Genomic DNA, 25,178 nt, shown 5'->3' with positions numbered 1-25,178 from the left:
GAAGAAATTTACTTCTTGCCGCCGAAGCCCTTGAAGCGAGCGTTGAAGCGCTCGACGCGGCCTGCAGAGTCCATGATGCGCTGCTTGCCCGTGTAGAACGGGTGGGACTCGGAAGAGATTTCGACGTCGATGACCGGGTAGGTGTTGCCGTCTTCCCACTCGATGGTCTTGTTGGAAGACACGGTGGAGCGGGTCAGGAACTTGGTGCCGGAGGCCAGGTCGTTGAAGACAACAGCTTCATACTTCGGGTGTGTATCAGACTTCATAATGGGACCTTTGTTCGCGCAGCTGGATTTTGCCAGCTGCCAGGTATGAATGGGATGGCTGGGATCTGTTGCATCAGCCGAAGCTGAAAAAGCAGGACAACCAGCTATCCATCATAGCGGATGCGGGAGGGACTGACGAACCGGTTCACCTGCGGCTTCGCCTACCCCTACCGCGCCCGGAGCTCCCAGAACGCCACGGCCGAGGCGGCAGCAACATTGAGGGAATCCACACCGTTGCGCATGGGGATTTTGACGGCGAGGTCGACGGCGGCGAGGGTCTGGGGGCTCATGCCGGCGCCTTCGGTGCCAAGCACCAGGGCGAGCCTGTCCACGTTTCGCGAGGCGACGGCGTCGACGTCCTCCGCGTCCGGCGTCAGCTCCAGTGCGGCAACCGTGAAGCTGTGGTCCTTGAGCACCTGGAGGTCGCCCGGCCAGTCCTGCAGGCGCGCCCAGGGAACCTGGAACACCGTGCCCATGCTGACCCTGACGCTGCGCCGGTACAGCGGGTCCCCGCACCGGGGTGAGACCAGGACGGCGTCGATGTCCAGCGCCGCGGCAGAACGGAAGATGGCGCCCACATTGGTGTGGTCCACAATGTCCTCCAGCACGGCCACACGCCGCGCTCCGGCCAGGAGATCCGGCAGCGGCACCGGCGCAGGGCGCTGCATGGCCGCCATGGCGCCGCGGTGCAGGTGGAAACCCGTGATTTCCTCCAGCAGGGCTGCCGAGCCAATGAAGGCCGGGACGTCGGGATATGCCTGGAAGACGTCGCCGAGGTCCGCCATCCACTTCTCCGCCAGGAAGAACGAGCGCGGCTGGTGGCCCGCAGCCAACGCCCTGCGAAGGACCCGCGACGACTCGGCGATGTACATTCCCTCGGCGGGTTCGCGGAGCTTGCGGAGGTGTACGTCCGTCAGGGTGGTGTAGTCGCTGACCCGCGGGTCATCGGCAGAGTCGAGGTAGTGGAAGGTCACCGGGTGATTATTTCAGCAGGTTGGCGGTCATGACGGCCAGCGCCACGATGCCCAGGCTGAAGATCACCGCGCGGAGGAGGCGCGGCGAAAGCTTCCGGCCTACCTTCGAGCCCAGCAGGCCGCCGATGGTGGAGCTGACCGCAATGAGCAGCACCACCAGCCAGTTGATCCGGTCGAAGGCGAACAGCAGGTAGGAGATGGCCGCCACCATGTTGACGCCGAGCACCAGGATGTTCTTCATGGCGTTGGCGTTCTGGATGGTGCCGGTGAGGAAGACACCAAGGATTCCGACCAGCAGGATTCCCTGGGCAGCCACGAAGTAGCCGCCGTACACGCCGGCCAGGTACACCAGCACTATGAGGAGGATCCCGTGGCGCTTGTCCCGGACTGCGTGTTCGGGGTTGGCCTCGCGGTTGCGCACCCAGTCCTGGAGCCGGGGCTGGAACACCACCATCAGCAGGGCCAGGACCAGGAGGACCGGCGCAACGTAGTGGAACACCTTCTCCGGCAGGTGCAGCAGCAGCCAGGCGCCGGAGACGCCGCCCAGGACCGACGCCGGCAGCAGCCGCAGCACCTGCCGACCCCGGCCGGCCAGTTCGCGCCGGTACCCGAAGGCTCCGGCGGCGGTCCCCGCCACCAGTCCCATGGCGTTGCTCATGGAGGCCACCACCGGGGCCACGCCCAGGGCGATGAGCACCGGGAATGTGACCAGGGTGCCGGACCCGACCACCGCGTTGATGGTGCCCGCCCACAGGCCGGCGATGAACACAATGATGCTGCTGAAGAGTTCCAAGGTAGTTGGCGCAGGCCTGCTCTAACGGCGGGCTGTGGCGGTGTAGCGCCCGGCGTTTTCGGTCACCGACAGCGGCAGGCCGAAGGTGGTGCTCAGGTGCTCTTCGGTCAGCACCTCGGTGATGGGACCGGCGGCCACCACGCCGCCGTCACGCAGCAGCATGGCGTGCGTGAAACCCGGAGGGACTTCCTCGAGGTGGTGCGTGACCAGGACCATGGCCGGCGCGGCCTCGTCGCTGGCGAGTTCGCCCAGCTTGTGGACCAGCTCTTCGCGGCCGCCCAGGTCCAGGCCGGCGCCCGGCTCGTCCAGGAGGAGCAGTTCGGGGTCCGTCATGAGGGCCCGGGCGATCTGGACGCGCTTGCGCTCGCCTTCGGACAGGGTGGCGAAGGTCCTGTTGAGGAGCGGCCCCATGCCCCAGTCGTTCAGCAGACGGAACGCGCGGCGTTCGTCGTCGCGCTCGTAGCCTTCGCGCCAGCGGCCGGTGACGCCGTAGGCCGCGGTGACCACCACGTTCAGGACGTTCTCCTGTTCGGGGATCTGGGTGGCGAGGGCTGCGGACGAGAGGCCGATGCGCGGGCGGAGTTCGAAGACGTCGACGCGGCCCAGGACTTCGTCGAGGATGCCCGCGGTGCCGCTGCTCGGGTGGAGCCGGGCCGCCGCGATCTGGAGGAGGGTGGTTTTGCCGGCGCCGTTGGGGCCCAGGATGACCCACCGTTCGCCTTCATTGACCTGCCAGTCAACCTTGTCCAGCAGGGTTTTCTTACCTCGGACAACGCTGACGGAGTCCAGTTCCAGAACATCACTCATAGGAGTAGACACTAGGACAAAAAACAAGATGACTGATAACCGGTGTGAAGGCCCCCTAAGTGGCAGTCTCCGGCTGGCGCCGGCTTTGCCCTCAACCGCCGTCCTGGGCTCCGGCCGCCGGCACAGTTCCGGAACGCAGCCTGCCGCCCAAGTACTGCCCTGCCCTGTAATACCAGTAGGGCCAGGCCAGCCACGCTGCGCCCGCCGCCGCTGCCCCGGCCGCCAGCAGTGCCGTCCGCAGCCACGCCGGCCGCTCCACGGAGAAGCCTGCTGCAGCCAAGGCAAATCCAAACAGCATTCCACCGCCGATGGCGCGCCCCAATCCGGACAGGCTGCGCGGATAGTCCTCCACCCTGCGCAGCCGGGCGTGGATGGCCAGGAACCATGCGCCCTGCAGGGTGATGGACGCGACGGAAACAGCGGTGGAAGTGTTGAAATCAAGCAATCTCAGGACAAGCAGTGCGGAACTGGCAGCACCTGCAGCGCAGGCTGAAACCGTGAGCCAGGTCATTGGCTCCGTCCACACCGCACGGGGCGCCCTTCGGTGGACTTGAAGGATGACCGGAATGGCCAGCACGTTGAACGCAGCGCCGGTGGCGTCGTTGATGGTGCCGAATACGTAAGGGCCGCCCCGGGGGACCTCGACGGCGTACATGGCCCCCAGGGTCACCGCGCCCAGGGCCCCGGCGGCTGCCGCGGCGTAGGCGCACACTGCTGCGGTCCTGTCGCCGGGAATCGTGGTTGGCTGGTCCATCTGTGTCTCCTGGTGTCAGGACGCGTCCGTCGGAAACCCAGCCACGACTATGGTAGGCCCGGCAGCAGTGCCGGCGCTATCCGCCTGTCCGCAACGAATTCCGGCCGTCCGGTCGGCACTGGCTAAGATTGCAGGCATGACTTCGAACGTGACTGCGGTCAGCTATGGCCGCAATGTGACCCCCACCGGGCTGGAGCAGCTGCGTTCCGTCCTTGCATCGCACGGCGCCCAGGTACTGTCCGAATCGTCTCCGGCGGACGACCGGTACCAGGTCCGCATCCTCGAACTGGCCCTTCCGGACGTGACCGCGGCGGCGCTCGCCGCCCTGCGCCGCTCCGTGGCGGACACCGCGACCGGAGATTTCGACACGGCGCTTGTTCCAGCCGGTCTTCGGGCCGCTGCCCGGAAGCTGCTGATCATGGATGTGGATTCCACCCTGATCCAGCAGGAGGTCATCGAACTCCTGGCCGCCTACGCCGGCAAACGCGAGGAAGTCGCGGCTGTCACGGAAGCTGCCATGCGCGGCGAACTGGACTTCGCCCAGAGCCTGCACGCCCGGGTGGCGGTGCTCGCGGGGCTGCCGGCCGACGTCGTCCATTCCGTGCGCCACGAAGTGAAGCTCAGCGAAGGCGCCGGGGAGTTGGTGGCGGCGTTCAGGGCGGCCGGCCACGTTGTGGCCGTGGTCTCCGGCGGGTTCAACCAGATCCTTGAGCCAATTGCCGCCGACCTGGGCCTGGACTACTGGCAGGCCAATGAACTTGAAATCGTTGACGGCGTGCTGACCGGCAGGGTGCTGGGCGCGGTGGTGGACAGGGCCGCCAAGGAGAAGTACCTGCGGGAGTGGGCCGCGGCGGAGGACATCGCCCTGGAGCACACCGTGGCTGTAGGCGACGGCGCCAACGACCTGGACATGCTCGGCGCTGCGGGGATCGGGGTGGCGTTCAACGCCAAGCCTGCCGTGCGCGCCGTGGCCGACGCAGCCCTGAACATGCCGTACCTGGACGCCGTCCGCCACGTGGCCGGCGTCTGACCCTGCTGGCGCCTTAAATGGCTGTGGCTCCCGCCGCCGGATTGCCCGGCAGCGGGAGCCACGTTCCTGGTACCTAGCTGGAAGGCTGCTGGGCGCCCTTGCCGAAGTAGTCGGCTCCGCCGGCGTACTCGGTGTGGCCGGATTCGACGTCGGCCGTTGCCATGCCGGCCACCACCTGGGCGAACTCCTCCACGGAGTACAGTTTCCCGGCTTCCGCGCGGCGGGCCTCAATGGCGCCCGGGGTGGAGCGGTCCAGGAGCGTGGCGGTGACGGTGCCTTCGATCATGTCGCCGGACACCACCACCAGGGAGATGCCCTTCTCCGCCAGGTTGGGGATCAGGCCGCGCAGGGCATCCTCGCCGGCTCGCTTGCTGCGGGCCACGGGCTCATAGGCCGGCATGGTGGGGACGGTGTTGATGAAGTGGGCCTGGTGGCTGGTGACGAACACCACGCGGGATCCTTCCTTCATCAGGGGCACTGCGGCGTTGAGCATGTTCACCTGGGCGTCGCGGTTGAGCTTGAGGGCGTAGTCCTCCCCCATGCCGGTTTCCATGCCGCCGGAGGCGTTCAGCACCAGGATGTCCAGCGATCCGAAGTTCTCCATGGCGGCACTGGCGAGGGCCTGCACGCCCTCCTGCGTGGTGAGGTCGGCGCCGACGGCGACAGCGCGTCCGCCGGCGGCTTCAATTCCCTGCACCACCTTGTTGGCGCGGGGCGCCTTCTGGCGGTAGTTGACCACGACGGCGGCCCCCTCCGAGGCGAGGATCTTTGCTACGTCGGCGCCGATGCCCCGCGATGATCCCGTGACGATGGCCGTCTTGTTGTCCAGCAGTCCCATTCGAGCTTCCTTTGTTCAAAACATCTAAATCGTTGTGGTCTGCAGTCCATCATGCCAGCGGCTGTTGCCGATATCCCTTGTGCGGCTCCGACAAATAAGCGCCGCCCGGCTAGTTTCCTGCAGGGGCAAGGTCCGGACGAGTCAGTGGCCCATGCCCAGGCCGCCGTCCACGGGGATGACCGCGCCGGAGATGTAGGCGGCCTCGTCGCTGGCGATCCACCGGACCACGTTGGCCACCTCGGACGCTTCGGCAAAGCGCCCGGCGGGGATGCTGGCCAGGTAGTCCTTCTGGGTGGCTTCGGGGAGCTCAGCGGTCATATCGGTGTTGATGAAGCCGGGAGCGACCACGTTGGCCGTGATGCCGCGGGAGCCGAGTTCGCGGGTGAGGGACCGGGCGATGCCCACCAGGCCGGCTTTGGAGGCGGAGTAGTTGATCTGGCCCGGGGCGCCGTAGAGACCGGAGACGGACGAGATCAGGACCACGCGGCCCTTGCGAAGCCGGATCATGCCCTTGGAGGCACGCTTGATGACACGGAAGGCGCCGGTCAGGTTGGTGTCGATGACGGAGGTGAAGTCGTCCTCGCTCATGCGCAGGAGCAGGGTGTCCTTGGTGATCCCGGCGTTGGCCACCAGCACTTCCACCGGGCCGTGGGCAGCCTCCACTTCTTTGAACGCTGCGTCAACGGAAGCCTCATCGGTGACGTCCGCCTTGACCCCGAGGATGCCGTCAGGCAGCTGGGTTTCGCTGCGGTAGGTCACCGCCACCTTGTCACCGTTAGCCAGGAACGCCTGGGCGATGGCCAAGCCGATGCCGCGGTTGCCGCCTGTGATCAGGACGCTGCGGGGCGCGGAAGCTGTTTCAGTCATAGAGGGGCTCCGGATTCTGCGGCAGGCTGCGCCGCGGTAGCGGGTGTGGTTTGGGCTGCCTCCGATCTTAGCGGCAGGCCCGCTGCGGGTTTGGGCAGCACTGCCGATGGTGCGAGAATTGAGGGAAGCCTTTGGAGCGTGATCATTCACCGTGACCCTTGAAAACCATGCGGGACATTCCGCGCCCGAAGAACCGGGCCGGTTCTCCGGCGACACCGAGGTCCACAGCATTACCGACGCTGCCGGCGCGCACTCTGAGGACATGCGCCAGCGGATGATCAAGTACGCCCTGGCGATGGGGATCCGCATGGTGTGCCTGATCCTGATCTTCGTGGTGGACGGCTGGTTCAAGATCATTGCCGTGGCGGGCGCGGTGTTCCTGCCCTGGATTGCGGTGGTCATCGCCAACGGGAGCGACAAGGCTGAGGCCCACAGCGATTTGCTGCTGGATTCCGCTCCCCTGGCCGAGATTGAAAGCCCGGTTCTCCCGGATACGGAAGACCAGCCGGGAAGCGCTGTGCTCCAGGGCGAACTGGTGAAGGATGAGGAGCCCGGGCCCGGGGAGGAGCGGCAGGCATCATGAGCATTTTCGATTTTGCAGCAGGATCGGACCTGACATCCGAAACGGCCGCCATCTGCTCACGGAAGGCTTGCAGGGCCCAGGCGTCCTGGCAGCTCCTCTGGAACAATCCCAAGATTCATGCGCCTGAACGCCGCAAGATTTGGCTGGCCTGCGCCGACCACCGGGACTGGCTGGAGGACTACCTGCAGACGCGGGGGCTCTGGAAGGAAACGCTTCCCCTGCGCCCAGGCGACGACGGTTCACCCGAGCAGGACATCTGAATGTACCGCTTCCTCTTTTCCAGCAAATGGCTGGGCTATCTCCTGCTGGCCGCGATCTTTGCCACCGCATGCGTCTTCCTGGGCCGCTGGCAGATGGACCGCCGCGCCGAGACGCTGGCCGAGATCAACCGCGTGGTCAGCAACTACTCGGCCACACCCATCCCCTTCACGCAGGCACGGGACCAGTTCAACCAGCTGGACCCGGCCAAGGAGTGGACCCAGGTTGAGCTGAAGGGCTCCTACGATGCCGCCGGCCAGCGGATTGTCCGCAACCGCCCGCTCAACGGGCAGCCGGGGTACGAGGTGGTGGTCCCCTTCCGCCTGGCCACCGGCGAAACCGTCGTTATTGACCGCGGCTGGCTGCCCATCGGAAACAAGAACCCGGGCAGCCCGGATTCGGTGCCGGCACCCCCGTCCGGTGAGGTCACCGCCGTCGTCCGCCTGAAGCACGGCGAGCCGGAACTTCAGCGCGGGGCGCCCGAAGGCCAACTCGCATCGATTGACCTGCCCACGTACGCCGCGCAGCTGGGCTATCCCCTGCTCACGGGGGCCTACGGCCAGCTTGCGTCGGAGACGCCGCCGTCCGCCGACATGCCCGTCGCGTTCCCCAAGCCGTCCACGGACGAGGGCACACACTTGTCCTATTCACTGCAGTGGTTCGCCTTCGGCGTGCTCATGTTCGTCGGCTTCGGCTACGCGGCCCGGCAGCAGGCCCGCAATGCAGCGATCGACGCCGAGGAGGAGGAAGAGGCGCTGCCGGACGGCGCCGTGCATTCAGCCGTCCCCGCCTCCCGCCGCCGGCCGGCCCCGCCGCGCAAGCGCAAGAGGGCCACGGCGGAGGAGGAAGAAGACGCCCTCCTGGACGCGCAGGGGTACTGAGGCATGACCACGGACGACGGCGGCCCTGTCGCCTTGGTGCGGGCGGCCTTGGTGGGTGCCGGAGTCGGCGACACGGTGCGGACCTTTGAAGCCGGGGTGCCGACGGCGGCGGCGGCTGCAAAAGCTCTGGAGTGCGATCTGGCGGCCATCACCAACAGCCTGGTCTTCGACCTCAACGGTGAGCCGCTGCTGATCCTCGCAAGCGGTGCCGCGCGCGTCGATACAAAGCTCGTGGCCGGGCAGTTGGCCCAGGGCCGGATCCGGCGCGCCTCCCCTGCCTTCGTCCTGGAACATACCGGCCAGGAAGTAGGCGGGGTAGCCCCGGTCGGCCACCCACGGCGAATCAGGACCCTGCTGGACTTGAGCCTCCAGGAGCACGAAACGCTCTGGGCCGGAGCAGGGGACCACAAGTCAATGTTCAGCATCACCTACGCCCAGCTCCGGAGGATCACCGGCGCCCTGGAGCTGAAGGTGCGCTAGGCCAGGGTGATCAGGTCCAGGTAGTCCTCGTTCCAGAGGTCTTCGACGCCATCGGGAAGCATGACCACGCGTTCGGGGTTCAGGGCTTCAACAGCGCCTTCGTCGTGGCTGACCAGGACGACGGCGCCGGTGTAGTTGCGCAGGGCGCCGAGGATTTCGGCGCGGCTGGCGGGGTCCAGGTTGTTGGTGGGTTCGTCGAGGAGGAGGACGTTGGCGCTGGAGGCCACGATGGTGGCCAGGGCCAGGCGCGTCTTCTCGCCGCCGGAGAGCACACCGGCCGGTTTGTCGACGTCGTCGCCGGAGAAGAGGAAGGAACCGAGGATGCCGCGCACCTCGGCGTCCTTCATGTCCGGCGCAGCGGAACGCATGTTCTCAAGCACCGTGCGGTCGTGGTCCAGGGTTTCGTGTTCCTGCGCGTAGTAGCCCACCTTCAGCCCGTGGCCCGGGATGACTTCGCCGGTATCCGGGGTGTCCACCCCCGCGAGCATGCGCAGCAGCGTGGTCTTGCCGGCGCCGTTGAGGCCCAGGATGACCACCTTGGAACCTCGGTCGATGGCCAGGTCCACGTCGGTGAAGATCTCCAGCGAGCCGTAGGACTTGCTGAGACCGTCGGCGGTAAGCGGGGTCTTGCCGCAGGGTGACGGGTCCGGGAACCGGAGGGCTGCCACGCGGTCCTGCTCGCGGACGGCTTCCAGTCCGCTGAGCAGCCGTTCGGCGCGCTTAGCCATGTTCTGTGCGGCCACGGCCTTGGTGGCCTTCGCACGCATCTTGTTGGCCTGGTCCATGAGGACCTGTGCCTTCTTCTCTGCGTTGGCCCGTTCACGCTTCCGGGCACGCTCGTCCGTCTCCCGCTGCAGCAGGTACCGCTTCCAGTCCATGTTGTAGAAATCGATCTGGGCACGGTTGGCGTCCAGCAGGAACACTTTGTTGACGGTTGCTTCCAGCAGGTCGGTGTCGTGGCTGATGACGATCAGGCCGCCCTGGTGGTTTTTCAGGAAGTCACGCAGCCAGGCGATGGAATCGGCGTCCAGGTGGTTCGTGGGTTCGTCCAGGAGCATGGTTTCGGCATCGGAATAGAGGATGCGTGCGAGCTCCACGCGGCGCCGCTGGCCACCGGAAAGTGTTTTGAGCGGCTGGTTCAGCAGGCGGTCAGGGAGTGCCAGGTTGGAACAGATGGAGGCAGCTTCGGCCTCGGCGGCATAACCGCCGGCCGCGAGGAATTCGGACTCCAGCCGGTCGTACCGGTTCATGGCCTTGCGCTGGACGTCGGCGTCCTCGCTTGCCATTTCGTCATGCGCCTTGCGGAGTTTCCCGACCACGATGTCCAGGCCGCGGGCGGAGAGGATCCGGTCCCGTGCCAGCTGCTCCATGTCAGGGGTGCGCGGGTCCTGGGGCAGGTAGCCAATTTCACCGCTTCGGGTCACCTTGCCGGCCGCGGGAAGGCCTTCGCCCGCAAGGACACGCGTCAGCGTGGTCTTGCCGGCGCCGTTCCGGCCCACCAGGCCGATCTTGTCCCCTTTATCGATGCGGAAGCTCACCTGGTCCATCAGGAGCCGGGCACCGGCACGCAGTTCAAGATCCTGGACAGTAATCACAGCAGGTAAGGCCTTTCACAACAGGGAACGCCCTGGTCCGCGCACGTACTACGTAAGGGACGCTGGGGCAGAGTGGCCGGAGAACGGCACAGTCCAGTCTACCGTCCGCCGGAGCAGTGCACTTTCCGCGGGAACCTGCTGCGGGGAATTGCTGCTGATGCCGTGGGCGTCACCGCGGCCTGCGGCCCCGGAGTGTCGGAGAGAATGAGGTCATGGAATTCGATCGGCTGCTCCAGATCCGGCGCATCTACGCCCAGCCTGCCGCGTTGGAGCTGCCCCGGGGACAGGAGATCGTGGCACGCTGGCCGGATGCCGACGTCGTACTGGTCGAAAACCATTGGAACATTCCGGACGTGCATGGTGACGAAACCAACGTCCCGCGCTGGTCCCGGATCAAGACAGAAGCGCTGGTCCTTGGCGTCAAGAAGTCGCTGGCCGTCAAGCCCAATGGGCGGTCAGCAGACTTCATCGCACCCTCCACAGCCAACGGCTGCGCCATGGCCTGCGCCTACTGCTACGTGCCGCGCCACAAGGGCTACAGCAATCCGGTCACGGTCTTCGCCAACATTGGCCAGATCGCCGGAGCCATTGAGCGGCACGCCGTCCGCCAGGGGATCAAGCTGGAGCCCAACCAGTGCGACCCGGAACTCTGGGTCTACGACATCGGCGAAAACAGTGACTGCTCGGTCGATGCACTGATCAGCGACAACGTGGAGGAGCTTGTCACGCTTTTCCGCGAACTGCCCAATGCGAAGCTGTCCTTTGCCACCAAGTTCGTCAACCCGGCAATGCTGGACTGGGAGCACGGCGGGCACACCCGGATCCGCTTTTCGCTGATGCCCGCGGACCTGGCGAAGTCCATTGACGTCCGGACGTCGCCGGTGGCGGAGCGGATGGCCGCCATCAACGACTTTGTTGAGGCCGGCTACCAGGTGCATGTGAACTTCTCCCCCGTCATCATCACCGACACCTGGCTCTCGGACTGGGAGCAGCTGCTGCGCCAACTCGATTCGACCCTGACGCCGGCGGCCAAGGAGCAGCTGGCCGCGGAAGTCATTTTCCTGACGCACAATGACCAGCTGCACCAGGTCAACCTGGGCTGGCATCCGCAGGCTGAAGACGTCCTGTGGCGTCCCGATCTCCAGGAAGCCAAGGTCTCGTCGAACGGTTTCAGCAACGTCCGGTACCGGGCGCGGGCGAAGGCGGGGTACGTCCGGCAGCTCACCACACTGATGGGGAAGTTAACTCCCTACTGCCGCATCCGCTACGCGTTCTAGGGTTCGCTCCCGAGGTACGCGCTGTCCGTCAGGCGTCATGCTTCTTCGGGCCAGGGGCCTCGGCCCGGGTCGTTTCCGCGTGCTCGTCGTGGCCGCCCTTGGCCTTGCCGAACGGCAGTACTTTCAGCAGCGGTCCTACGACTGCCAGGATTAACAGGCCCCAGGCGAGACCGATAACTGCCGAGCACAGGGTGTCGACCAGCCAAGCCAGGAAGCCGCCCACAACCGCAACCCCGGCCACCGGGTGCTCGAGTGCATGGATCAGGTCATAGGGTGCATGCCAGCCGAGGTCGTGTGCCCCCTGCACCATGATGTGCCCGCCCACCCACAGCATGGCGATTGTTCCCACCAAGGTAATGGTGGTCAGCACGGCGGGCATGCCCCTCACCAGCAGATGCCCAAGGCGCTTGGCGCGGGGAGAGTCCTTGGCAGCCAGATGGACCCCGATGTCGTCCATCTTGACGATGAGTGCAACCGCGCCATAGACAAGCACCGTGATGGCGAACGCGACCATGACCAGGATGAATGCGCGGACCCAGATGGACTCGGCGGCAACCTCGTTCATGGAGATGACCATGATTTCGCAGGACAGGATGAAGTCCGTGGTGATGGCGCCCTTGACCACCTTGGCCTCTGCATCGTGCCCGCGGTCCACCGCCGGAGTATCCCCGTCCTCTTCGTGGCCGCCGCGGAGTTTGTGCCAGACCTTTTCTGCGCCCTCGTAGCAGAGGTAGGTGCCGCCCAGCATGAGGATGAACGGGATGATTCCCGGGACGAACGCGCTGATGAGCAGCAGGGCCGGGAGGATGATCAGGAGTTTGTTCCGGATGGAGCCCCAAAAGATCTTCTTGATCATCGGCAGTTCACGGGACGGGTCCGAGCCCGACACATACTGCGGGGTGACGGCGGCGTCGTCGATCACGACGCCCGCGGCCTTGGCCCCAGCCTTGGCGGCGCCGGCCGCGACGTCGTCCACCGAGGCGGCCGCAATCCGGGCCAGGGCCGCAACGTCATCGAGCAGGGCAACCAGGCCGCCGCTCACAGCTGGCCTCCGCGCAGCACGGTAACGGACCGATGGGTATTGAGGGCTGGGTGCGAGAAGGGCATGTTGGGAGTATATTGCAGCGGGCGCTCAGCCCTTCTTCAGTTCCTCGGCGAGCATTACGATGATGCCGCTGGGCCCCCGGACGTAGGTCAGCTTGTAGACGTCTTCGTAGGTGGCCACACCGCGCAGGGGGTGGCAGCCGTGCGTCGCCGCGATTTCAAGTGCTGCGTCGATGTCCTCCACTGAGAATGCGACGCGGTGCATGCCGATCTCGTTGGGCAACGTGGGTGGAGTCTCGATCGCCGCGGGGTGGATGTACTCGAAGAGCTCAAGGCGGCCGTGTCCGTCCGGGGTTTGGAGCATGGCGATTTTGGCGTGGTTCCCGTCAAGGCCCACGGCGGTGTCCGCCCACTCTCCACTGACCGTCTGCCGGCCCAGGACGGTGAGTCCGAGATCGGTAAAGAACGCGATGGCCGCGTCAAGGTCGCGGACGGCTATGCCGACGTTTTCCAGCTTGATGGGCATGGCCAGACATTACCAAGTCGCAGGGGGTTTCAGGACACCAAACGGACAACGCGCCGGTCCGGTCCTCAGAACCATGAGATGTAGGACCGGGTCGGGCTCCAGTGAATAACGCCGCCCTGGTAGTTCTGGGCCACGCTTCCGTCATTGCCCGTCGCGTATTCGTTACTGGTGGGGTATCCGAGGCGGCCGGATTCAAACCCTGTGGAGGCCCAGATTGAACGGATGCCGCCAACGGAGATGTGGGCCCCTGTTGCCGGCGACCAGATGATGGCGCCGCCCTGGTAGTTCTGGTACACCCCGCCGTCCCTGAGCCCGCCCACTTCGTCGGTGACCGGGTATCCCAGCCCACCGTTTTCAAACCCCGTGGCCGCCCAAAGACTGCGGATCGCCCCCACCGAGATGTGGGCCCCTGTTGCCGGCGACCAGATGATGGCGCCGCCCTGGTAGTTCTGGTACACCCCGCCGTCCCTGAGCCCGCCCACTTCGTCGGTGACCGGGTATCCCAGCCCGCCGGTTTCAAACCCCGTGGCCGCCCAAAGACTGCGGATCGCCCCCACCGAGATGTGGGCCCCTGTTGCCGGCGAGTAGAGGATGCATCCGCGTTCAAAACACTGGTATCCGCCGTTGTCCTTCAGGCCGTAGATCTCCGGGGTGGTGGCTGCTCCCAGCCCACCGTTGAGTGACGCCGCCTTCACCGCAATGGGAGTCTGCGCGGGTGCGGGCGCAGCCGTGGTGAAGGTCCACGTCCTGTCCGATGCCAGAGGATTGCCTGCTGCATCCTTTACCCCGGCCACGCCGCCCGTGATGGTTGCCGTGTACGTCGAACCGGCCGCCAGGTCGGCACTGGGGTTCAATGTGGCCACTTTGTCTGTGCTGTTGTACGACACGGCGGCCGGCACCGTCGTCGTCCCCGTCTTCAAGGTGAACGTGTTCGCTGTAATCGTCGAGGCAGTCATGGCCTCCGAGAACGTCCCGGTCACGTTCGCCGCCACTGCCACACCCGTGGCACCGGCAGCGGGAGACGTCGCCGTCACGGTGGGGGCTGCCGTATCAGTGCTGCCGCCGCCGGTCGGATCGTAGTAGTGCCAGTACCGGCTGGTCGCATTCGCATCCGCAAGCACCAGCAGGCCGCTGTTCGCCGTGCCACGGTCGGCACTGTTGAGGTTTTGTTTGGTCGAGGTCACGTTGTGCACATATTGGTCGGCGTCCACGATGCGGGCTGTCTTGGTGGTGGTGAAGCTGATCTTGTCCAGCGGCGTGGACTTCTCGTAGATCGCGCCTCCCGTACTGGTGCAGACACCGGCATCCGTCGTGCCGCTAGGTTTCGGATAGGTGGCGAAAGTACGCAGCCGCTGGGTGCTCTCGTCAATCATCACGATCACGCGGTTGGGACACTCCGCCACGGTTGCGATCGTGTGCGCCGACCACGTGGTTCCACTGAGTGCCAGGAGCTGTATCAGGGGCTGCGATGCTGACGTGTAGGACGTCTTGATAGCGGCGAAAACCCTGCCACCCGAGGAGTCCAGCCACTTCAGATTCATATGGTCATCGCTGCTGCTCTGGCCCGAAACTGCCGCAACGGGGGTGCTCCAGGACGTGGTCGAGGCGCCGTCGACGTGGTAGCTCCAGTACATGCCATCGGTGGAGTCGCCGACCTGCCGGCTCCACATGACGCCCATCTTCCCGTCGAACGCGATAACGGCCGACGTGTCATCCACGGAGACGTTGCTCATCGATGCCGGATGCTGGAAGGGGGTTCCCCACGTTTTGCCGTCCGTGGCGGTCACGTTGAGGTAGATCCTGTTTCCCTGCTGCCACGTGGCCCAGACCCTGCCAGTGGTGTCCTTATCGATGGTCAGGACCTCAACTTTGGAGTTGTTGATCTGGGTGGAACTCAGCAGGCTGTACTTTTTGGTGCTCGAGTCATAGCTGTAGCGGCGCAATGTTGTGGGGTAGTTGGGCTCAGCCGGCAGCTCGTCGTTAACGAACCGGTAGCTGGCCACATACAGCGTCTTCCCGTCCCACAACACGTCGTGGTGGGTGCTTGGGCGGGGATCAGTTGCCACACCCGTATCCACCCAGGAACCCGTCGCGGCATTGAACCTGAAGATGTGGAAATCCGACGTGGCCGAACTCCACAGGTTGCCCCACCAGGAGCCGTCGGTGAACCACAGCGAACTGGTGGCCCGCTTGGTGCCCGTGGGACTGTCCGTTCCTGTATGCGATGGACCTTCAACGCCAACATCACCGGTGGCAGCCGACGCCGGGACCGGCACTGCCAGAGCAGCCAGCACAACCAACATCGCTGTCAGGAGGCCGCAAGCCAAGCGATCAAGTCCTAGCAATTGGAAAAGCGCGGCCCTTCTGGAACTACTGCCACGCTCGCCCCTGTGGAAAAACGGACTATGAATCAATTTAGCTCCCCGGAGTCCAATGCCACCGCCAATTATCAGTTCGTTCAGTGTCATTGCTGGGGGCATCCGAAACAATCCCGGGCTCCCCCTAATCCCTGCCCCTACACGGCAAAAGGAACGTATTCTTCGGGTTTCCACAGCAGTTCCACATTGTTATTGCATAGACTTCGATTTTGTGGAGGCCTGCTAAAAAGCATTTTCAGCACGAAACCATTTACGTCTGAATTGACAGTTCTGCTGGATGTTTGCAGCGGTGTATGGACTACCGCTCGTGATCCGTTCCGGCACTTCCTATCGCCTGCGGAGCGCACACGGGTCCACCTCCGTCAACCGCCGGTCTGTACAGCGAATACCAAACGACGGGAGACTATCGCCATGCGCAACCTCACCTTCGCCATGAACATGAGCGTGGATGGCTACATTGCCGCGCCCGGGGACAACCTCGGCTGGGGCGTACCGAGCGACGAGCTGTTCCAATGGTGGTCGGACCGGGTTGCGGTGACCGGGCTGGCGCTGTACGGGCGCAAACTGTGGGAGACCATGAGCTCCCACTGGCCGACTGCCGACCAGCAGCCTGGCGCCACACCGGCGCAGATCGAGTTCGCCCACCGCTGGCGGGAGATGCCGAAGGCAGTGTTCTCCTCGACTATCAGCACGGTCGGCTGGAACACCCGCCTGGTCACCGGCGACGCGGTCACCGAAATCACCCGGCTCAAGGCCGGCGACGGCGGCGCCATGGACATCAGCGGTGCCACACTCGCCGGGGCGGCCATGCGGGCCGGGCTGATCGACGACTACGTGCTCGTCACCCATCCGGTCCTGGTGGGCGGCGGCACGCCGTTCTTCACCGCCCTGGACAACTGGGTAAACCTGAGCCTGGTGGAGACCCGGCCGTTTCCCGACGGCGTGCTGCTGACCAGGTACGAGACCAGGCGCTGAATACCCGACGTCGGGTCAGCATGGCCCCGGGCCAACCAAGCATCTCGCTGCACTCTGTTATGAGGCGATGGACGTTCGTGCAGGATCGTGTTCTTCACCAAAGGCGACCGTCCGGGTATGGATCCGACTGAGGGGTAGCGGCCCATTCAATTGGGCCCATTCGGTGCCTCGAAGGCCTCTGCACCTCGAAACACCGGGACTCTTACTTACCCGAGTCATGAGACAGATCCAGACGGACCAGGGGACGAGTTTGGCTGTCCGCAAGGGGATCGGCTACCGCACCGTTGTGAAGTGCTCAACGACCGGGAACGGGTCGTAGAAATGGTGCAGCAGGCCCTTCCATTGCTCGTAGTCGGCGGACCCACGGAAGCCGTCGGTGTGAGCTTCCATCGAATCCCACTCAACGAGGAGAAGGTACAGGTTTGGGGACTCGATCGACCGCGAAATCGAAAGACTGCGGAACCCCGGCTGCCTGCTGATCAGAGGTCGCGCCACCCGGAATGCCTCTTCGAAATCCGACTCGCTGCCGGTACGGACGGGGAGGATCGCGTGCTCCAGAATCACTCGCTCAGCTTCTCACAGCCGTCCGGTTGACGATCCCTTACGGGGACAGGATGTAGCGTCGTTCCGGCCGGCCCGGCGAGTTGCGAACCTTAACGTCGGACGTTGGAATCCAGCCGGCACTTTCGTAGGAGGCGATGGCTCTCGTGTTGTCAGCGATAACCCAAAGCTCCATAGAAATCTGCACGTCCAGCGAGTGGCGTCGGACATGATCAAGGAGTTGGCGCGCAAGACCGTTGCCCCAGGCTTCCGGGTCAACTGCTAGATAGAGCACTTCCAAAACATCCAGTCGAGGAACGACGATCGAGAACGCCATCGCGCGATCACCAGTACGGGCCATTAGTAGCAGCGCCCCGTCAAGGGCAAGCGCTGATTCAATACCCGGCAGTTTGTCGTCGACCGCTGGAATTACGGGGAGTTGATCCCGCAGAGCGGTAGCGCGAGCCCAGATTCCGGCCGCGTCCCGTGCGGACGCGCTTCCCTGCTCCGCACGAACGTCTGGAAGTGGTGTTAGGTTCATTAGTCTATCCTGTCACGACGACGAGCAGGGATATCTCAGTGCGCATTGGCTCAGCCTGGGGAAGTGACGATGTACCGCCCGTAAGCCGGTGGCCGAGCGCGCGGCCACGCAAGATTCTTCCCTCGGCACCGTTGCTGGCCTCCCTATGCACGTTTACCCCGCACGATGATTGCACGGTGAAGGTGCGGCGGATTCAAGTGGTCGACGCAACAACGGGCTACTTTCGGGCTCTGTCGCCCTGTGGTTGAAGTCTACGAGAGTACGAAGGGAGCTGTAGAACGGCCTCCTGGATAGGCTGCGCAAAGAGGTTATCCCTTATTAGAAAGATCGCCTGTAGATTCGGTACCGGGACGTCCAAAGAACACGTCCTTCCGCAATGAAGGGGGCGTTGTCGTGGGCGCTGATGGTTTCAAGGGAAAACCAATCGTGGAGATAACTGAGCACTGGCGATCGCCCTTAGGTGCCAGCGCCGCCATCGAAGCCATTGCGGGATCGTTCGCTAAGTCACGCGCGAAGGTTGAAATCGACGGCGGAGCGGTACGTATCCGTGCTGGCTCTAATTGGTTTTATAGGATCCTCGGAAACCTCCTTTCAGGCGAGAAAGTTCTTCCAGTTGCCCTGGAGGTTACGGCGACAGCAATCGATGACGGGTGCAAGCTTCAGGCACGCGCTTTTGACACTTTCGGGTGGCGTTTGACGGACCGAACTTTTTTCGGCGCAGAACAGTTTTTTAGGAATCGCCTTGAAGATCTACTGAAGAGTGCTGCCACTGCAGGCCACGTTGTGAACCGGAGGATAGGGGCAGACTGACGGGACGCGGGAGAGGCGTCGCCAGTCGGCAGCTGGAGGCTCTTGGCGTGGGAGCCTATCCGTCCGTCGAGAATTGAAAGATTGCTGCCGGAGTGAGGTAGCCGAGGCTTTTGCGTGGCCTGCTGTTCAGCTCGACGCAGACCTGTTTGACGTGGACCTCTGAATGGACGGAGAGATCCGTACCCTTTGGGAAGTATTGGCGCGCGAGGCCATTAAAGTTCTCATTCGCGCCGCGTTGCCAGGGGCTGGACCGCTCCGCGAAGTAGATCCGCAGTCCGGTAGCGGCCGCTAATTCCTGATGACGGGCCATTTCCACGCCTTGGTCCCAAGTCAGTGTCTGCTTCAGGTGAGCCGGCAAGCCTGAGAAGGCAGCGATGATCGCTTGGTTGGTCTGCGCTGCGGTGTGTCCGTGCGGAAGGTTGATGATGATTCCGTAGTGGGTCTTTCGTTCCCGTAAGGTGACCATAGCGGATGCGGAACCAACCCCCACGATGAGGTCACCTTCCCAGTGGCCGGCCTCTTCTTTGGCATCAACCTCTGGCGGTCTTTCGTGAATCATCGTCATGTTCTTCACGACGGAACCATGACCTGATCCTGTCCGCCAGCGGTGCTTACGAATCTTTCGCCCTGTGCGCAGGCGTGGCTTGCCAGCCGTTCTTAGCCCGCCATGATCGCCGAACAATAGTGCTTGGTAGATTGTCTCCGGACAGAGCCGCAGCGCTGGTTCAGCGGGAAATTCCAGCGCCAACCACCCGCAGATCTGCTCCGGCGACCAGTGACTGGTTAGCTTTGTTTGCACCAGTGCGTGCAGGCGTGGATTAGCGTGCAATTTCCGATCCCTCGGCCGACGTCGCTGGCTGCGCGCTTCGTGATCGGCGATATGGGGCAAGTAGCGCCCCCGGGGATCACGGTGCCGGTCAAGCTCCCGTTTGATGGTCGAGGCATGCCTCCCCAGCTCCCTGCCAATTTGCCGCAGAGAACATCCCAAGCGGAGCAGGTCCGCCATTTGAAGCCTCTCGCGCAGGCACAAGTACCTGCCCGATGGTGGTTTGAGGCTGGCCCGTGGCTGTTGCGCCCTCTGGTTCCGAAGCCTTGTCCCGATAACCCTGCTCACGCCCAACATCCTGCAGGCGGCAGCATTGGAAGCACCGGAGCCCACCAACTCCCAATATCGTGTCTCCCGTAACGCGCGTCGCTTTTGTGCTGGAGACAAAGGAGCTGCAACCCTCTCGGCAACGATCCTCGCGGTCCGAATCGCTTCCCGCTCGGCTTTCAGCAGACGTGCTTTTTCGGCTTCCAGTTCTTTTCTCCGTTGGGCTTCCCATCTAACGGTTGTCCCCGGGGACAGTCGTAACGCATCGACAACCTCTGCCAGCGGAAGTCCACTTCGCAGAGCGATGAAACGCCGGTAGACTCACCGGTACCCTGTCGTGTGCTTTACGCCTGCTGATGTTGCAGCAGCCAATACGCTCATGCCGGTGGAGTATGAGGACCAGAACGCTTCCTCAACAGCTGGGTCGACTTGGAAGTGATGGCGCCCGGAGCTTCTCAGGAAGCGTTCGTTCCATTTCTCGGCATTGCGTGACGTGAATCCCAGTTCGACCTGGGCAGCTACGTGGTCGAGGCCTTTGCTGCGGAATCGGAGGTACTCATCACGCAGCCACCGGTAACCCGTCTCCTTACCGACTCCGGTCACCCGTACTGATTCTCTGAAACTCTTGCCCTCCTTTATGAGAGCAAGAAACCTGACACCGGTGGGCGAATCGAACTGTTGATACATCGAAGGAACTCCCTGGATTGGGTGTTGCTTCGATCAACAGAATCAGGGGTGCCCTAACCGCTACACATCAAATCGTCTCAAAACCGGTGGTTTTCTGGACGGTTTCGAGACGTCGGAGCAGATGGGGGCATGAGGACCAAGGTACGCCGGCATGGCAGTGGGATGCGCGCCGGCCAGCTGCGCCTGCGGCGCCTACACGATTCGACGTGAGGCCGGTAGGACGGGGGCCACGCCCTGGCGCCGCCGGTGTCGTCACCTGCTCCTGGGGTTCTCCCCCGAGACCCAGAAGCCGGGAGACTCCCGCAACAAAGTCTGACAACCGTTCGGTGGAAGAGGTGCAGCCACCAGTGGATAGGAGCCTCGTCGGTACGATCAACAGTGGGGGCCTCACGCGCCGGAAGAAGCGACAAGACCCGTGACCGAGGGCTCTTTGTGCCCAGCCCGAGGCAGGCGCGGCCCGGTTTAGTAGATCCCCTACAAAATGGGCGGTGTTCCACCCCGGTAGCGTCGGCTGTACATTAGATTCCGCTTGTACAACCCCGACAGGACCACCATGAGCAATACCGAGACCACCCCCAAGAACAGCCCGCGGACGGAGCGCCGCCGCTGGAACGGCACTGACCTTGGGCTGATCGCCGTTTTTGCCGCCCTCGTGGCCGGCGCAGCCCTGGTGCCCGGACTGGCCCTGAACGGCTTCGGCGTCCCCATCACCTTCCAGACCCTGGCCGTCATGCTCACCGGACTGGTGCTGGGCCCCGCCCGCGGGTTCGCCGCCGTCGGGCTTTACACGCTCCTTGGCCTGGCCGGCCTGCCCATCTTCAGCCAGGGCCGCAGCGGCCTGGGCATCCTCGCCGGACCCTCGGCCGGCTACATCATCGCCTTCCCCATCGCCGCAGGCGTCGTGGGATGGCTGGCCACCGTGGTGATCAAACGCACCACCAAGGCCCGCGCCCTCTGGTTCTTCGTGGCTGCCACGGCCACGAGCATCGTGGTTGTGCACTCGCTGGGCATCCTGGGCATCGCGCTGAACTCCAAGGCCACCCTGGAGCAGGCCTTCCTGGGCGACCTGGTCTTCTACCCGGGCGACATCATCAAGAATGTCCTCGCCGCCGCGATCGCCGTCGCCCTTCACCGCGCCTTCCCCGACGTCCTGGTCCGCCGCGTGCGCCGGCGTACCGCCGCGTCCGAAAGCGCCTAGGACCTCCCGCCATGCCCGCAGTGACCTTTGACCAGGCGTCCGTCGCCGTCGAAACGGAGAACTCCGCACAGCCCAAAGTCCTCCTTGACGCGGTGACCCTCCGGCTGGAGGAGGCACGCGTGGGCGTCATCGGCGCCAACGGCTCGGGGAAGTCAACGCTGCTGCGCCTGGTCAACGGGCTCATCCAGCCCACCACCGGCACGGTGACGGTCGACGGCGACGATACAGTGCGTGCCGTGCGGAAAGTCAGGCGGAACGTCGGCTTCGTCTTCACCGATCCCCTCTCCCAGCTGGTGATGCCCACCGGCAGGGAGGATGTGGAGCTGTCCCTGCGCCGTTCCGTGAAAAACGGCCCCGAGCGGCGTCGCCAGGCCGACGCGGCGCTCGAACGGCTGGGGCTCCTGCACCTGGCCGACCAGAGCATCTACGAGCTGTCCGGCGGTGAGCGCCAGCTCATGGCGCTCGCCGCCGTGCTCGCAGTGAACCCTGCGGTCCTGGTCCTGGATGAACCCTCCACCCTCCTTGACCTGCGCAACCGTGAGCTGCTCCGCCGGACGCTGGCCAACCTGGACCAGCAGATCATCATGTCCACCCATGACCTGGACCTGGCACTGGAAATGGACCGCGTCCTGGTCATCGAAGCAGGCCGCGTGGCATTTGACGGCGCCCCTGGCGAAGCCGTGGCAGCCTACCGTTCGTGGTGCCTGCAGGGGCTGAATCCGGCAGGCAGGGACGCTCCGTGAGGGGCCACGGATTCCTCCTGGCCAATTACGTGCCAGGCAACTCCCTCCTTCACCGCGCACCGCTGGCGCTGAAGTTCGGGCTTGTGTTTGCCTGCGGCCTGGCGTCCTTCGTCATCGTGGATTGGCGCATCTCCGCTGCCGTGCTGGCCATGCTCACCGGACTGTTCCTGTTGGCAGGCGCCGGCGCGAGACGGATCTGGGGAGCCGTCCGGCCGCTGGCTCCAGTGCTGTTGGCCATCGGGTTCTTCCAGTGGTGGCAGCTCGGCGGCCCCACTGCGGCGCGGATCGTCCTGAACATCCTGGTCTGCGTGGTGGCGGCGTCCCTGCTCACCGCCACCACACCCATTCAACAGCTCCTGGATGGCGTTGTCCGGCTGGCGCGTCCGTTCAGGAGGCTCGGCGCCGATCCTGAACGCTTCGCCCTGACTACTGGCATCATGCTTCGCAGCATCCCGTTCATTGCCGGCACGTTCGCCGACGTCCGCGATTCCGCCCGGGCACGGGGCCTGGAGCGCAACCCGCGCGCATTGATCCTGCCCGTGTTCATCACCTCCGTGGCCTACGCCCGCCAAACCGGCGAAGCGCTCGCCGCCCGCGGCCTCGGCGAGGCCGAGGACTGACACAGCCCCCTGAAGATCAGGCTGGCGACAGCTGCCGGTACTCCAGCAGTGCCGCGGTCCCCATGCCGCCCGCCATGCTGATCATCGCCAGCCCCAGGGTTCCCGGCGTGCCGGCGCCCCTCGCCTGGGCCAGCAGCCGCGTCACCAGGACGGCCCCGGACGCACCGTAGGCATGCCCCAGGGCCAGCGCACCGCCGTCGAGGTTTGCCCGCTCGGGATCGATGCCAAGCTGGTCCAGGCAGGCAAGTGCCTGCGACGCGAACGCCTCATTGAATTCCACCAGGCCCACCTCGCCGGCTGACACCCCGGCACGGGCCAGCACCTCCCGCGCGGCAGGGGCAGCACCGATCCCCAGTACCTGGGGGGCCACGCCGGCTGTGCCGGTGCCGCGCACCACCAGGCCGTCGCGTGCCCCCAGCCGGCGTGCACGCTCCAGGGAGGTGATGACGACGGCGGCGGCGGCGTCCGCGTCGAAGCAGGAGTTTCCGGCGGTAACGGTTCCTCCCGGCACGAAGGCGGCCGGGAACCTTGCCATGATGGCGGGGGTCAGGCCGGCCCGCGGCCCGCCATCGACGGAGACGGTCCCGGCAGCGGTGGCCAGTGGCACGAGTTCGCCCGCGAAACGCCCGTCCCGGGTCGCCGTGAGGGCCTTCCGGTGGCTGGCAAGGGCGAAGGCATCCTGGCGGTCCCTGCCGACGCCGTATTCCGCGGCTACCGTTTCCGCGGCGGTACCCATGTCCGGATCGCCGTAGCTGGCCGGCACAAACTGGGCGCGGGCGTAAAACTCCGGGCCGCCGTCGTCCCTCCGGTTGGCGCGCAGGGGCGCGGTGCTGGTGCTCTCCACTCCCCCAGCCAGGTAAACGGGACTGCCTCCTGCCGCCACGAGCCGGGCGGCGAGGACGATGGCGTCCAGTCCTGAGCCACACTGCCGGTCCACGGTGATCCCGGGTACGGTGACGGGCAGACCCGCCTCCAGCAAGGCCAACCGGGCCACGTTTCCGCCGCCGCCCACCGCGTTGCCGATCACGACGTCGGCAACGGACTCCGGCTCCAGGGACAGTTCGGAGACGAGCGCGCGCAGCACCGGGGCCAGGAGTTGATGTGCCCGCAGGGTGCGCAGGGCTCCGTTGACCGGGCACACCGGGGTGCGGCGGGCGGCGATGATCACCGGCTGGCGGTCCGGCGGCAGGAGCTCAGCGTGCACCGCGTCAGCCACCAAGGGGCCGTACCCTGGGGTCCCGGGTGTTGATCCACTCCAGCAGCAGGTTCCGGCTGACCTTGCCGCGGTCCGTGGTGGGAAGTTCCGGCAGGAGGTAGTACTGCAGGGGCCGCTTGTGCCGGGACAGGATGTCCTCCAGGCCGGCGCGCAACTGCGTGGCCGTCAGCCCGCCATGGGATGCAACCACCCCCGCCACCACGCGCTGGCCGCGCAGATCGTCAGCCACGCCGGCGGCCACCGCTGCCGCCACACCCGGGACTGCCGCCAGGGCCAGTTCCACCTCGTGCGGGTAGACGTTCCTTCCGGCGGTAAGGATCATGTCCGCGCGCCGGCCAAGGATGTGCAGCTCGCCGTCCAGAAGGTAGCCCTGGTCCCCCACCGTGTACCAGTCGCCGAAGGACCGCAGCGCCTCGCCGTCGTCGCCCCACAGGTAGCCGTTGCTCACCATGCCGCTGCGGACGCAGATGTTGCCGTAGCCGCCGTCCGGAACCGCTGCGCCACCGTCATCCAGGATCCGGACATCGACACCGGGAAAGGGCCGCCCGATTCCCGTGCCGCCCGCCGCCGGAACCTGTCCCGCGGCCAGGCCCAGGCCGGAGACGAAGCTCAGCTCGGAGGCGCCGTAGTACTCATAAATGGTGGCGTTCGGCGCCCAGCGCCGTGCCGCTTCCAGGGTGCGGGCATCGAGTTTGGAGCCTGCACAGATGATGGTGCGGATTCCGGAGGCGTCCACGCACCCTGTCATCCCCCGTTCGCTGAGCATCCGCAGCATGGTGGGCACCAGGACCAGCCGGGTGACCCGGTCGTGGGTGATGGCAGCGTGGACGTCGCCGACGTCGAACGTCTCCAGTGTTTGGAACTCGGATCCGGCGTAGAGGCATTCGGCCAGGGCATAGAGGTTCAGGCTGGCAGCCAGCGGCCCGGGCGCAAGGGTGACGTCGTCCTGGCGAAGCCCGAAAAACTCGATGGAAGCGTCGAAGGACTGCTGCCATGACCGCCGGGAGCGGGTAAACGCCTTGGGTACAGACGTAGTGCCGGAAGTGAGGCCGATGAGGAAGCTGGAGCCAGGCGGGCCGTCGGCCAGCACGTCGTCCGGGGAGACCTGGGCCGGAACGGCGCATGCCTCCACCCGCCGGACAATATCCTCCTGCAGCGGTGCGGGCCACGAAGGGTCCAGGACCGCGCACTGGCGGCCGCCGGCCACGGCGGCTGCGAACTTTACGGCAAAGTCCACCGAATTGGACTCGCACAGGGTACTGACGGACTTCATCTCCGGCACCAGACCCGCGGCGGCATCCAGCAGCTCCGCCCAGTCCAGTCGCCGGCCCGCGATCACCACGGCAGTGTCGTGCGGCCGTTGCCCAGCCCAGAGCTGGATCTTGTCGAGGAAAGGCACGGACC

Annotated in this window: 27 protein-coding genes; 10 read left to right on the top strand and 17 right to left on the bottom strand. The window is 65.2% G+C overall.

Annotation, left to right across the window (positions count from 1 at the left end):
• Positions 1–8 precede the first annotated feature (8 nt).
• The 5 genes from LDO86_RS09880 to LDO86_RS09860 form a co-directional block, all read right to left on the bottom strand.
• Positions 9–266, bottom strand: a complete 258-nt coding sequence (locus LDO86_RS09880; RefSeq protein WP_018771158.1) for a type B 50S ribosomal protein L31 — start codon at positions 264–266, stop codon at positions 9–11.
• Between the two features lie 167 nt (positions 267–433).
• Positions 434–1,240 carry an RNA methyltransferase gene (locus tag LDO86_RS09875; protein WP_018771159.1) on the bottom strand — a complete coding sequence of 269 codons (807 nt, stop codon included), beginning with the start codon at positions 1,238–1,240 and terminating at the stop codon, positions 434–436.
• Positions 1,241–1,247: 7 nt separating this feature from the next.
• Complete coding sequence (locus LDO86_RS09870; protein WP_018771160.1) at positions 1,248–2,033, bottom strand: sulfite exporter TauE/SafE family protein; 786 nt, start codon at positions 2,031–2,033, stop codon at positions 1,248–1,250.
• A 21-nt stretch (positions 2,034–2,054) separates the two neighbouring features.
• The gene (locus LDO86_RS09865; RefSeq protein WP_018771161.1) at positions 2,055–2,840 is read right to left on the bottom strand and encodes an ABC transporter ATP-binding protein; all 786 of its coding nucleotides are present in this window, start codon (positions 2,838–2,840) and stop codon (positions 2,055–2,057) included.
• Between the two features lie 91 nt (positions 2,841–2,931).
• The gene (locus tag LDO86_RS09860; RefSeq protein WP_018771162.1) at positions 2,932–3,594 is read right to left on the bottom strand and encodes a hypothetical protein; all 663 of its coding nucleotides are present in this window, start codon (positions 3,592–3,594) and stop codon (positions 2,932–2,934) included.
• A gap of 136 nt (positions 3,595–3,730) precedes the next feature.
• On the opposite strand from LDO86_RS09860, the gene serB reads away from it, so the two are divergent.
• Positions 3,731–4,624 carry a phosphoserine phosphatase SerB gene (gene serB, locus LDO86_RS09855; protein ID WP_018771163.1) on the top strand — a complete coding sequence of 298 codons (894 nt, stop codon included), beginning with the start codon at positions 3,731–3,733 and terminating at the stop codon, positions 4,622–4,624.
• Positions 4,625–4,697: 73 nt separating this feature from the next.
• On the opposite strand, the gene LDO86_RS09850 is transcribed toward serB, so the two are convergent.
• Both LDO86_RS09850 and LDO86_RS09845 read right to left on the bottom strand, forming a co-directional pair.
• On the bottom strand, positions 4,698–5,462 hold the full coding sequence (locus LDO86_RS09850; RefSeq protein WP_018771164.1) for an SDR family oxidoreductase: 765 nt from the start codon (positions 5,460–5,462) through the stop codon (positions 4,698–4,700).
• Positions 5,463–5,603: 141 nt separating this feature from the next.
• Positions 5,604–6,329: a beta-ketoacyl-ACP reductase gene (locus LDO86_RS09845; protein WP_018771165.1), complete on the bottom strand. Its 726-nt coding sequence runs from the start codon at positions 6,327–6,329 to the stop codon at positions 5,604–5,606.
• Between the two features lie 151 nt (positions 6,330–6,480).
• On the opposite strand from LDO86_RS09845, the gene LDO86_RS09840 reads away from it, so the two are divergent.
• From LDO86_RS09840 to LDO86_RS09825, 4 genes are read left to right on the top strand one after another with little or no spacing between them, the layout of a single operon-like run.
• The gene (locus tag LDO86_RS09840; protein WP_018771166.1) at positions 6,481–6,912 is read left to right on the top strand and encodes a DUF3099 domain-containing protein; all 432 of its coding nucleotides are present in this window, start codon (positions 6,481–6,483) and stop codon (positions 6,910–6,912) included.
• Positions 6,909–7,172 carry a hypothetical protein gene (locus tag LDO86_RS09835; RefSeq protein ID WP_018771167.1) on the top strand — a complete coding sequence of 88 codons (264 nt, stop codon included), beginning with the start codon at positions 6,909–6,911 and terminating at the stop codon, positions 7,170–7,172. The genes LDO86_RS09840 and LDO86_RS09835 overlap by 4 nt, the downstream gene beginning before the upstream one ends.
• Positions 7,173–8,051: an SURF1 family protein gene (locus LDO86_RS09830; protein ID WP_018771168.1), complete on the top strand. Its 879-nt coding sequence runs from the start codon at positions 7,173–7,175 to the stop codon at positions 8,049–8,051. It abuts the gene before it with no gap.
• Positions 8,052–8,054: 3 nt separating this feature from the next.
• Entirely contained in the window at positions 8,055–8,531 is a 477-nt protein-coding gene (locus LDO86_RS09825; protein ID WP_018771169.1) for a YbaK/EbsC family protein, read from the top strand.
• Here the strand turns inward: LDO86_RS09825 and LDO86_RS09820 are convergent.
• Entirely contained in the window at positions 8,528–10,126 is a 1,599-nt protein-coding gene (locus LDO86_RS09820; protein WP_018771170.1) for an ABC-F family ATP-binding cassette domain-containing protein, read from the bottom strand. The genes LDO86_RS09825 and LDO86_RS09820 overlap by 4 nt on opposite strands.
• A gap of 212 nt (positions 10,127–10,338) precedes the next feature.
• On the opposite strand from LDO86_RS09820, the gene LDO86_RS09815 reads away from it, so the two are divergent.
• The gene (locus tag LDO86_RS09815) at positions 10,339–11,403 is read left to right on the top strand and encodes a spore photoproduct lyase family protein (protein ID WP_018771171.1); all 1,065 of its coding nucleotides are present in this window, start codon (positions 10,339–10,341) and stop codon (positions 11,401–11,403) included.
• Positions 11,404–11,431: 28 nt separating this feature from the next.
• On the opposite strand, the gene LDO86_RS09810 is transcribed toward LDO86_RS09815, so the two are convergent.
• From LDO86_RS09810 to LDO86_RS09800, 3 genes are all read right to left on the bottom strand, one after another.
• The gene (locus tag LDO86_RS09810; protein ID WP_018771172.1) at positions 11,432–12,445 is read right to left on the bottom strand and encodes a DUF808 domain-containing protein; all 1,014 of its coding nucleotides are present in this window, start codon (positions 12,443–12,445) and stop codon (positions 11,432–11,434) included.
• A 90-nt stretch (positions 12,446–12,535) separates the two neighbouring features.
• Positions 12,536–12,973 (bottom strand): VOC family protein, encoded by a 438-nt coding sequence (locus tag LDO86_RS09805; protein WP_018771173.1) that lies wholly within the window; start codon positions 12,971–12,973, stop codon positions 12,536–12,538.
• Between the two features lie 65 nt (positions 12,974–13,038).
• The gene (locus LDO86_RS09800; RefSeq protein ID WP_224084459.1) at positions 13,039–15,276 is read right to left on the bottom strand and encodes an Ig-like domain-containing protein; all 2,238 of its coding nucleotides are present in this window, start codon (positions 15,274–15,276) and stop codon (positions 13,039–13,041) included.
• 486 nt (positions 15,277–15,762) lie between these two features.
• Here LDO86_RS09800 and LDO86_RS09795 point away from each other — a divergent pair, with 486 nt between their 5' ends.
• Positions 15,763–16,326 carry a dihydrofolate reductase family protein gene (locus tag LDO86_RS09795; RefSeq protein ID WP_018771175.1) on the top strand — a complete coding sequence of 188 codons (564 nt, stop codon included), beginning with the start codon at positions 15,763–15,765 and terminating at the stop codon, positions 16,324–16,326.
• 273 nt (positions 16,327–16,599) lie between these two features.
• Here LDO86_RS09795 and LDO86_RS09790 read toward each other — a convergent pair whose 3' ends face one another.
• From LDO86_RS09790 to LDO86_RS09775, 4 genes are all read right to left on the bottom strand, one after another.
• Positions 16,600–16,890: an antibiotic biosynthesis monooxygenase gene (locus LDO86_RS09790; protein WP_018771176.1), complete on the bottom strand. Its 291-nt coding sequence runs from the start codon at positions 16,888–16,890 to the stop codon at positions 16,600–16,602.
• Positions 16,891–16,927: 37 nt separating this feature from the next.
• Positions 16,928–17,407, bottom strand: a complete 480-nt coding sequence (locus LDO86_RS09785; RefSeq protein ID WP_018771177.1) for a GNAT family N-acetyltransferase — start codon at positions 17,405–17,407, stop codon at positions 16,928–16,930.
• An 865-nt stretch (positions 17,408–18,272) separates the two neighbouring features.
• The gene (locus LDO86_RS09780) at positions 18,273–19,340 is read right to left on the bottom strand and encodes an IS30 family transposase (protein WP_224084479.1); all 1,068 of its coding nucleotides are present in this window, start codon (positions 19,338–19,340) and stop codon (positions 18,273–18,275) included.
• Positions 19,341–19,631: 291 nt separating this feature from the next.
• Entirely contained in the window at positions 19,632–19,997 is a 366-nt protein-coding gene (locus LDO86_RS09775) for a hypothetical protein (protein ID WP_224084458.1), read from the bottom strand.
• 553 nt (positions 19,998–20,550) lie between these two features.
• Here LDO86_RS09775 and LDO86_RS09770 point away from each other — a divergent pair.
• Genes LDO86_RS09770 through LDO86_RS09760 form a run of 3 tightly spaced genes read left to right on the top strand, consistent with a single transcriptional unit; the run spans position 20,551 to position 22,558 of the window.
• A complete protein-coding gene (locus tag LDO86_RS09770; RefSeq protein WP_018772102.1) occupies positions 20,551–21,195 on the top strand; it encodes a biotin transporter BioY in 645 nt (214 codons plus the stop codon).
• An 11-nt stretch (positions 21,196–21,206) separates the two neighbouring features.
• The gene (locus LDO86_RS09765) at positions 21,207–21,938 is read left to right on the top strand and encodes an ABC transporter ATP-binding protein (RefSeq protein ID WP_018772103.1); all 732 of its coding nucleotides are present in this window, start codon (positions 21,207–21,209) and stop codon (positions 21,936–21,938) included.
• A complete protein-coding gene (locus LDO86_RS09760; protein WP_018772104.1) occupies positions 21,935–22,558 on the top strand; it encodes an energy-coupling factor transporter transmembrane protein EcfT in 624 nt (207 codons plus the stop codon). The genes LDO86_RS09765 and LDO86_RS09760 overlap by 4 nt, the downstream gene beginning before the upstream one ends.
• 16 nt (positions 22,559–22,574) lie before the next feature.
• Here LDO86_RS09760 and LDO86_RS09755 read toward each other — a convergent pair whose 3' ends face one another.
• Both LDO86_RS09755 and LDO86_RS09750 read right to left on the bottom strand, forming a co-directional pair.
• Positions 22,575–23,762, bottom strand: a complete 1,188-nt coding sequence (locus LDO86_RS09755; protein ID WP_043425682.1) for a thiolase family protein — start codon at positions 23,760–23,762, stop codon at positions 22,575–22,577.
• 4 nt (positions 23,763–23,766) lie between these two features.
• Entirely contained in the window at positions 23,767–25,173 is a 1,407-nt protein-coding gene (locus LDO86_RS09750) for an AMP-binding protein (RefSeq protein ID WP_018772106.1), read from the bottom strand.
• Between the last annotated feature and the right edge of the window lie 5 nt (positions 25,174–25,178).

The organism is Arthrobacter sp. StoSoilB19, assembly GCF_019977275.1.
Taxonomy (GTDB): Bacteria; Actinomycetota; Actinomycetes; order Actinomycetales; family Micrococcaceae; genus Arthrobacter.
This window is presented reverse-complemented; position numbering and strand designations above follow the sequence as displayed.

Excerpts from the sequence above, each read along its gene's own strand:
- LDO86_RS09880 (WP_018771158.1), bottom strand. The coding sequence starts at position 266 with ATGAAGTCTGATACACACCCGAAGTATGAAGCTGTTGTCTTCAACGAC.
- LDO86_RS09865 (WP_018771161.1), bottom strand. The coding sequence starts at position 2,840 with ATGAGTGATGTTCTGGAACTGGACTCCGTCAGCGTTGTCCGAGGTAAG.
- LDO86_RS09860 (WP_018771162.1), bottom strand. The coding sequence starts at position 3,594 with ATGGACCAGCCAACCACGATTCCCGGCGACAGGACCGCAGCAGTGTGC.
- serB (WP_018771163.1), top strand. The coding sequence starts at position 3,731 with ATGACTTCGAACGTGACTGCGGTCAGCTATGGCCGCAATGTGACCCCC.
- LDO86_RS09850 (WP_018771164.1), bottom strand. The coding sequence starts at position 5,462 with ATGGGACTGCTGGACAACAAGACGGCCATCGTCACGGGATCATCGCGG.
- LDO86_RS09845 (WP_018771165.1), bottom strand. The coding sequence starts at position 6,329 with ATGACTGAAACAGCTTCCGCGCCCCGCAGCGTCCTGATCACAGGCGGC.
- LDO86_RS09835 (WP_018771167.1), top strand. The coding sequence starts at position 6,909 with ATGAGCATTTTCGATTTTGCAGCAGGATCGGACCTGACATCCGAAACG.
- LDO86_RS09830 (WP_018771168.1), top strand. The coding sequence starts at position 7,173 with ATGTACCGCTTCCTCTTTTCCAGCAAATGGCTGGGCTATCTCCTGCTG.
- LDO86_RS09825 (WP_018771169.1), top strand. The coding sequence starts at position 8,055 with ATGACCACGGACGACGGCGGCCCTGTCGCCTTGGTGCGGGCGGCCTTG.
- LDO86_RS09815 (WP_018771171.1), top strand. The coding sequence starts at position 10,339 with ATGGAATTCGATCGGCTGCTCCAGATCCGGCGCATCTACGCCCAGCCT.
- LDO86_RS09805 (WP_018771173.1), bottom strand. The coding sequence starts at position 12,973 with ATGCCCATCAAGCTGGAAAACGTCGGCATAGCCGTCCGCGACCTTGAC.
- LDO86_RS09800 (WP_224084459.1), bottom strand. The coding sequence starts at position 15,276 with ATGTTGGTTGTGCTGGCTGCTCTGGCAGTGCCGGTCCCGGCGTCGGCT.
- LDO86_RS09795 (WP_018771175.1), top strand. The coding sequence starts at position 15,763 with ATGCGCAACCTCACCTTCGCCATGAACATGAGCGTGGATGGCTACATT.
- LDO86_RS09785 (WP_018771177.1), bottom strand. The coding sequence starts at position 17,407 with ATGAACCTAACACCACTTCCAGACGTTCGTGCGGAGCAGGGAAGCGCG.
- LDO86_RS09780 (WP_224084479.1), bottom strand. The coding sequence starts at position 19,340 with ATGTTGGGCGTGAGCAGGGTTATCGGGACAAGGCTTCGGAACCAGAGG.
- LDO86_RS09775 (WP_224084458.1), bottom strand. The coding sequence starts at position 19,997 with ATGTATCAACAGTTCGATTCGCCCACCGGTGTCAGGTTTCTTGCTCTC.
- LDO86_RS09770 (WP_018772102.1), top strand. The coding sequence starts at position 20,551 with ATGAGCAATACCGAGACCACCCCCAAGAACAGCCCGCGGACGGAGCGC.
- LDO86_RS09765 (WP_018772103.1), top strand. The coding sequence starts at position 21,207 with ATGCCCGCAGTGACCTTTGACCAGGCGTCCGTCGCCGTCGAAACGGAG.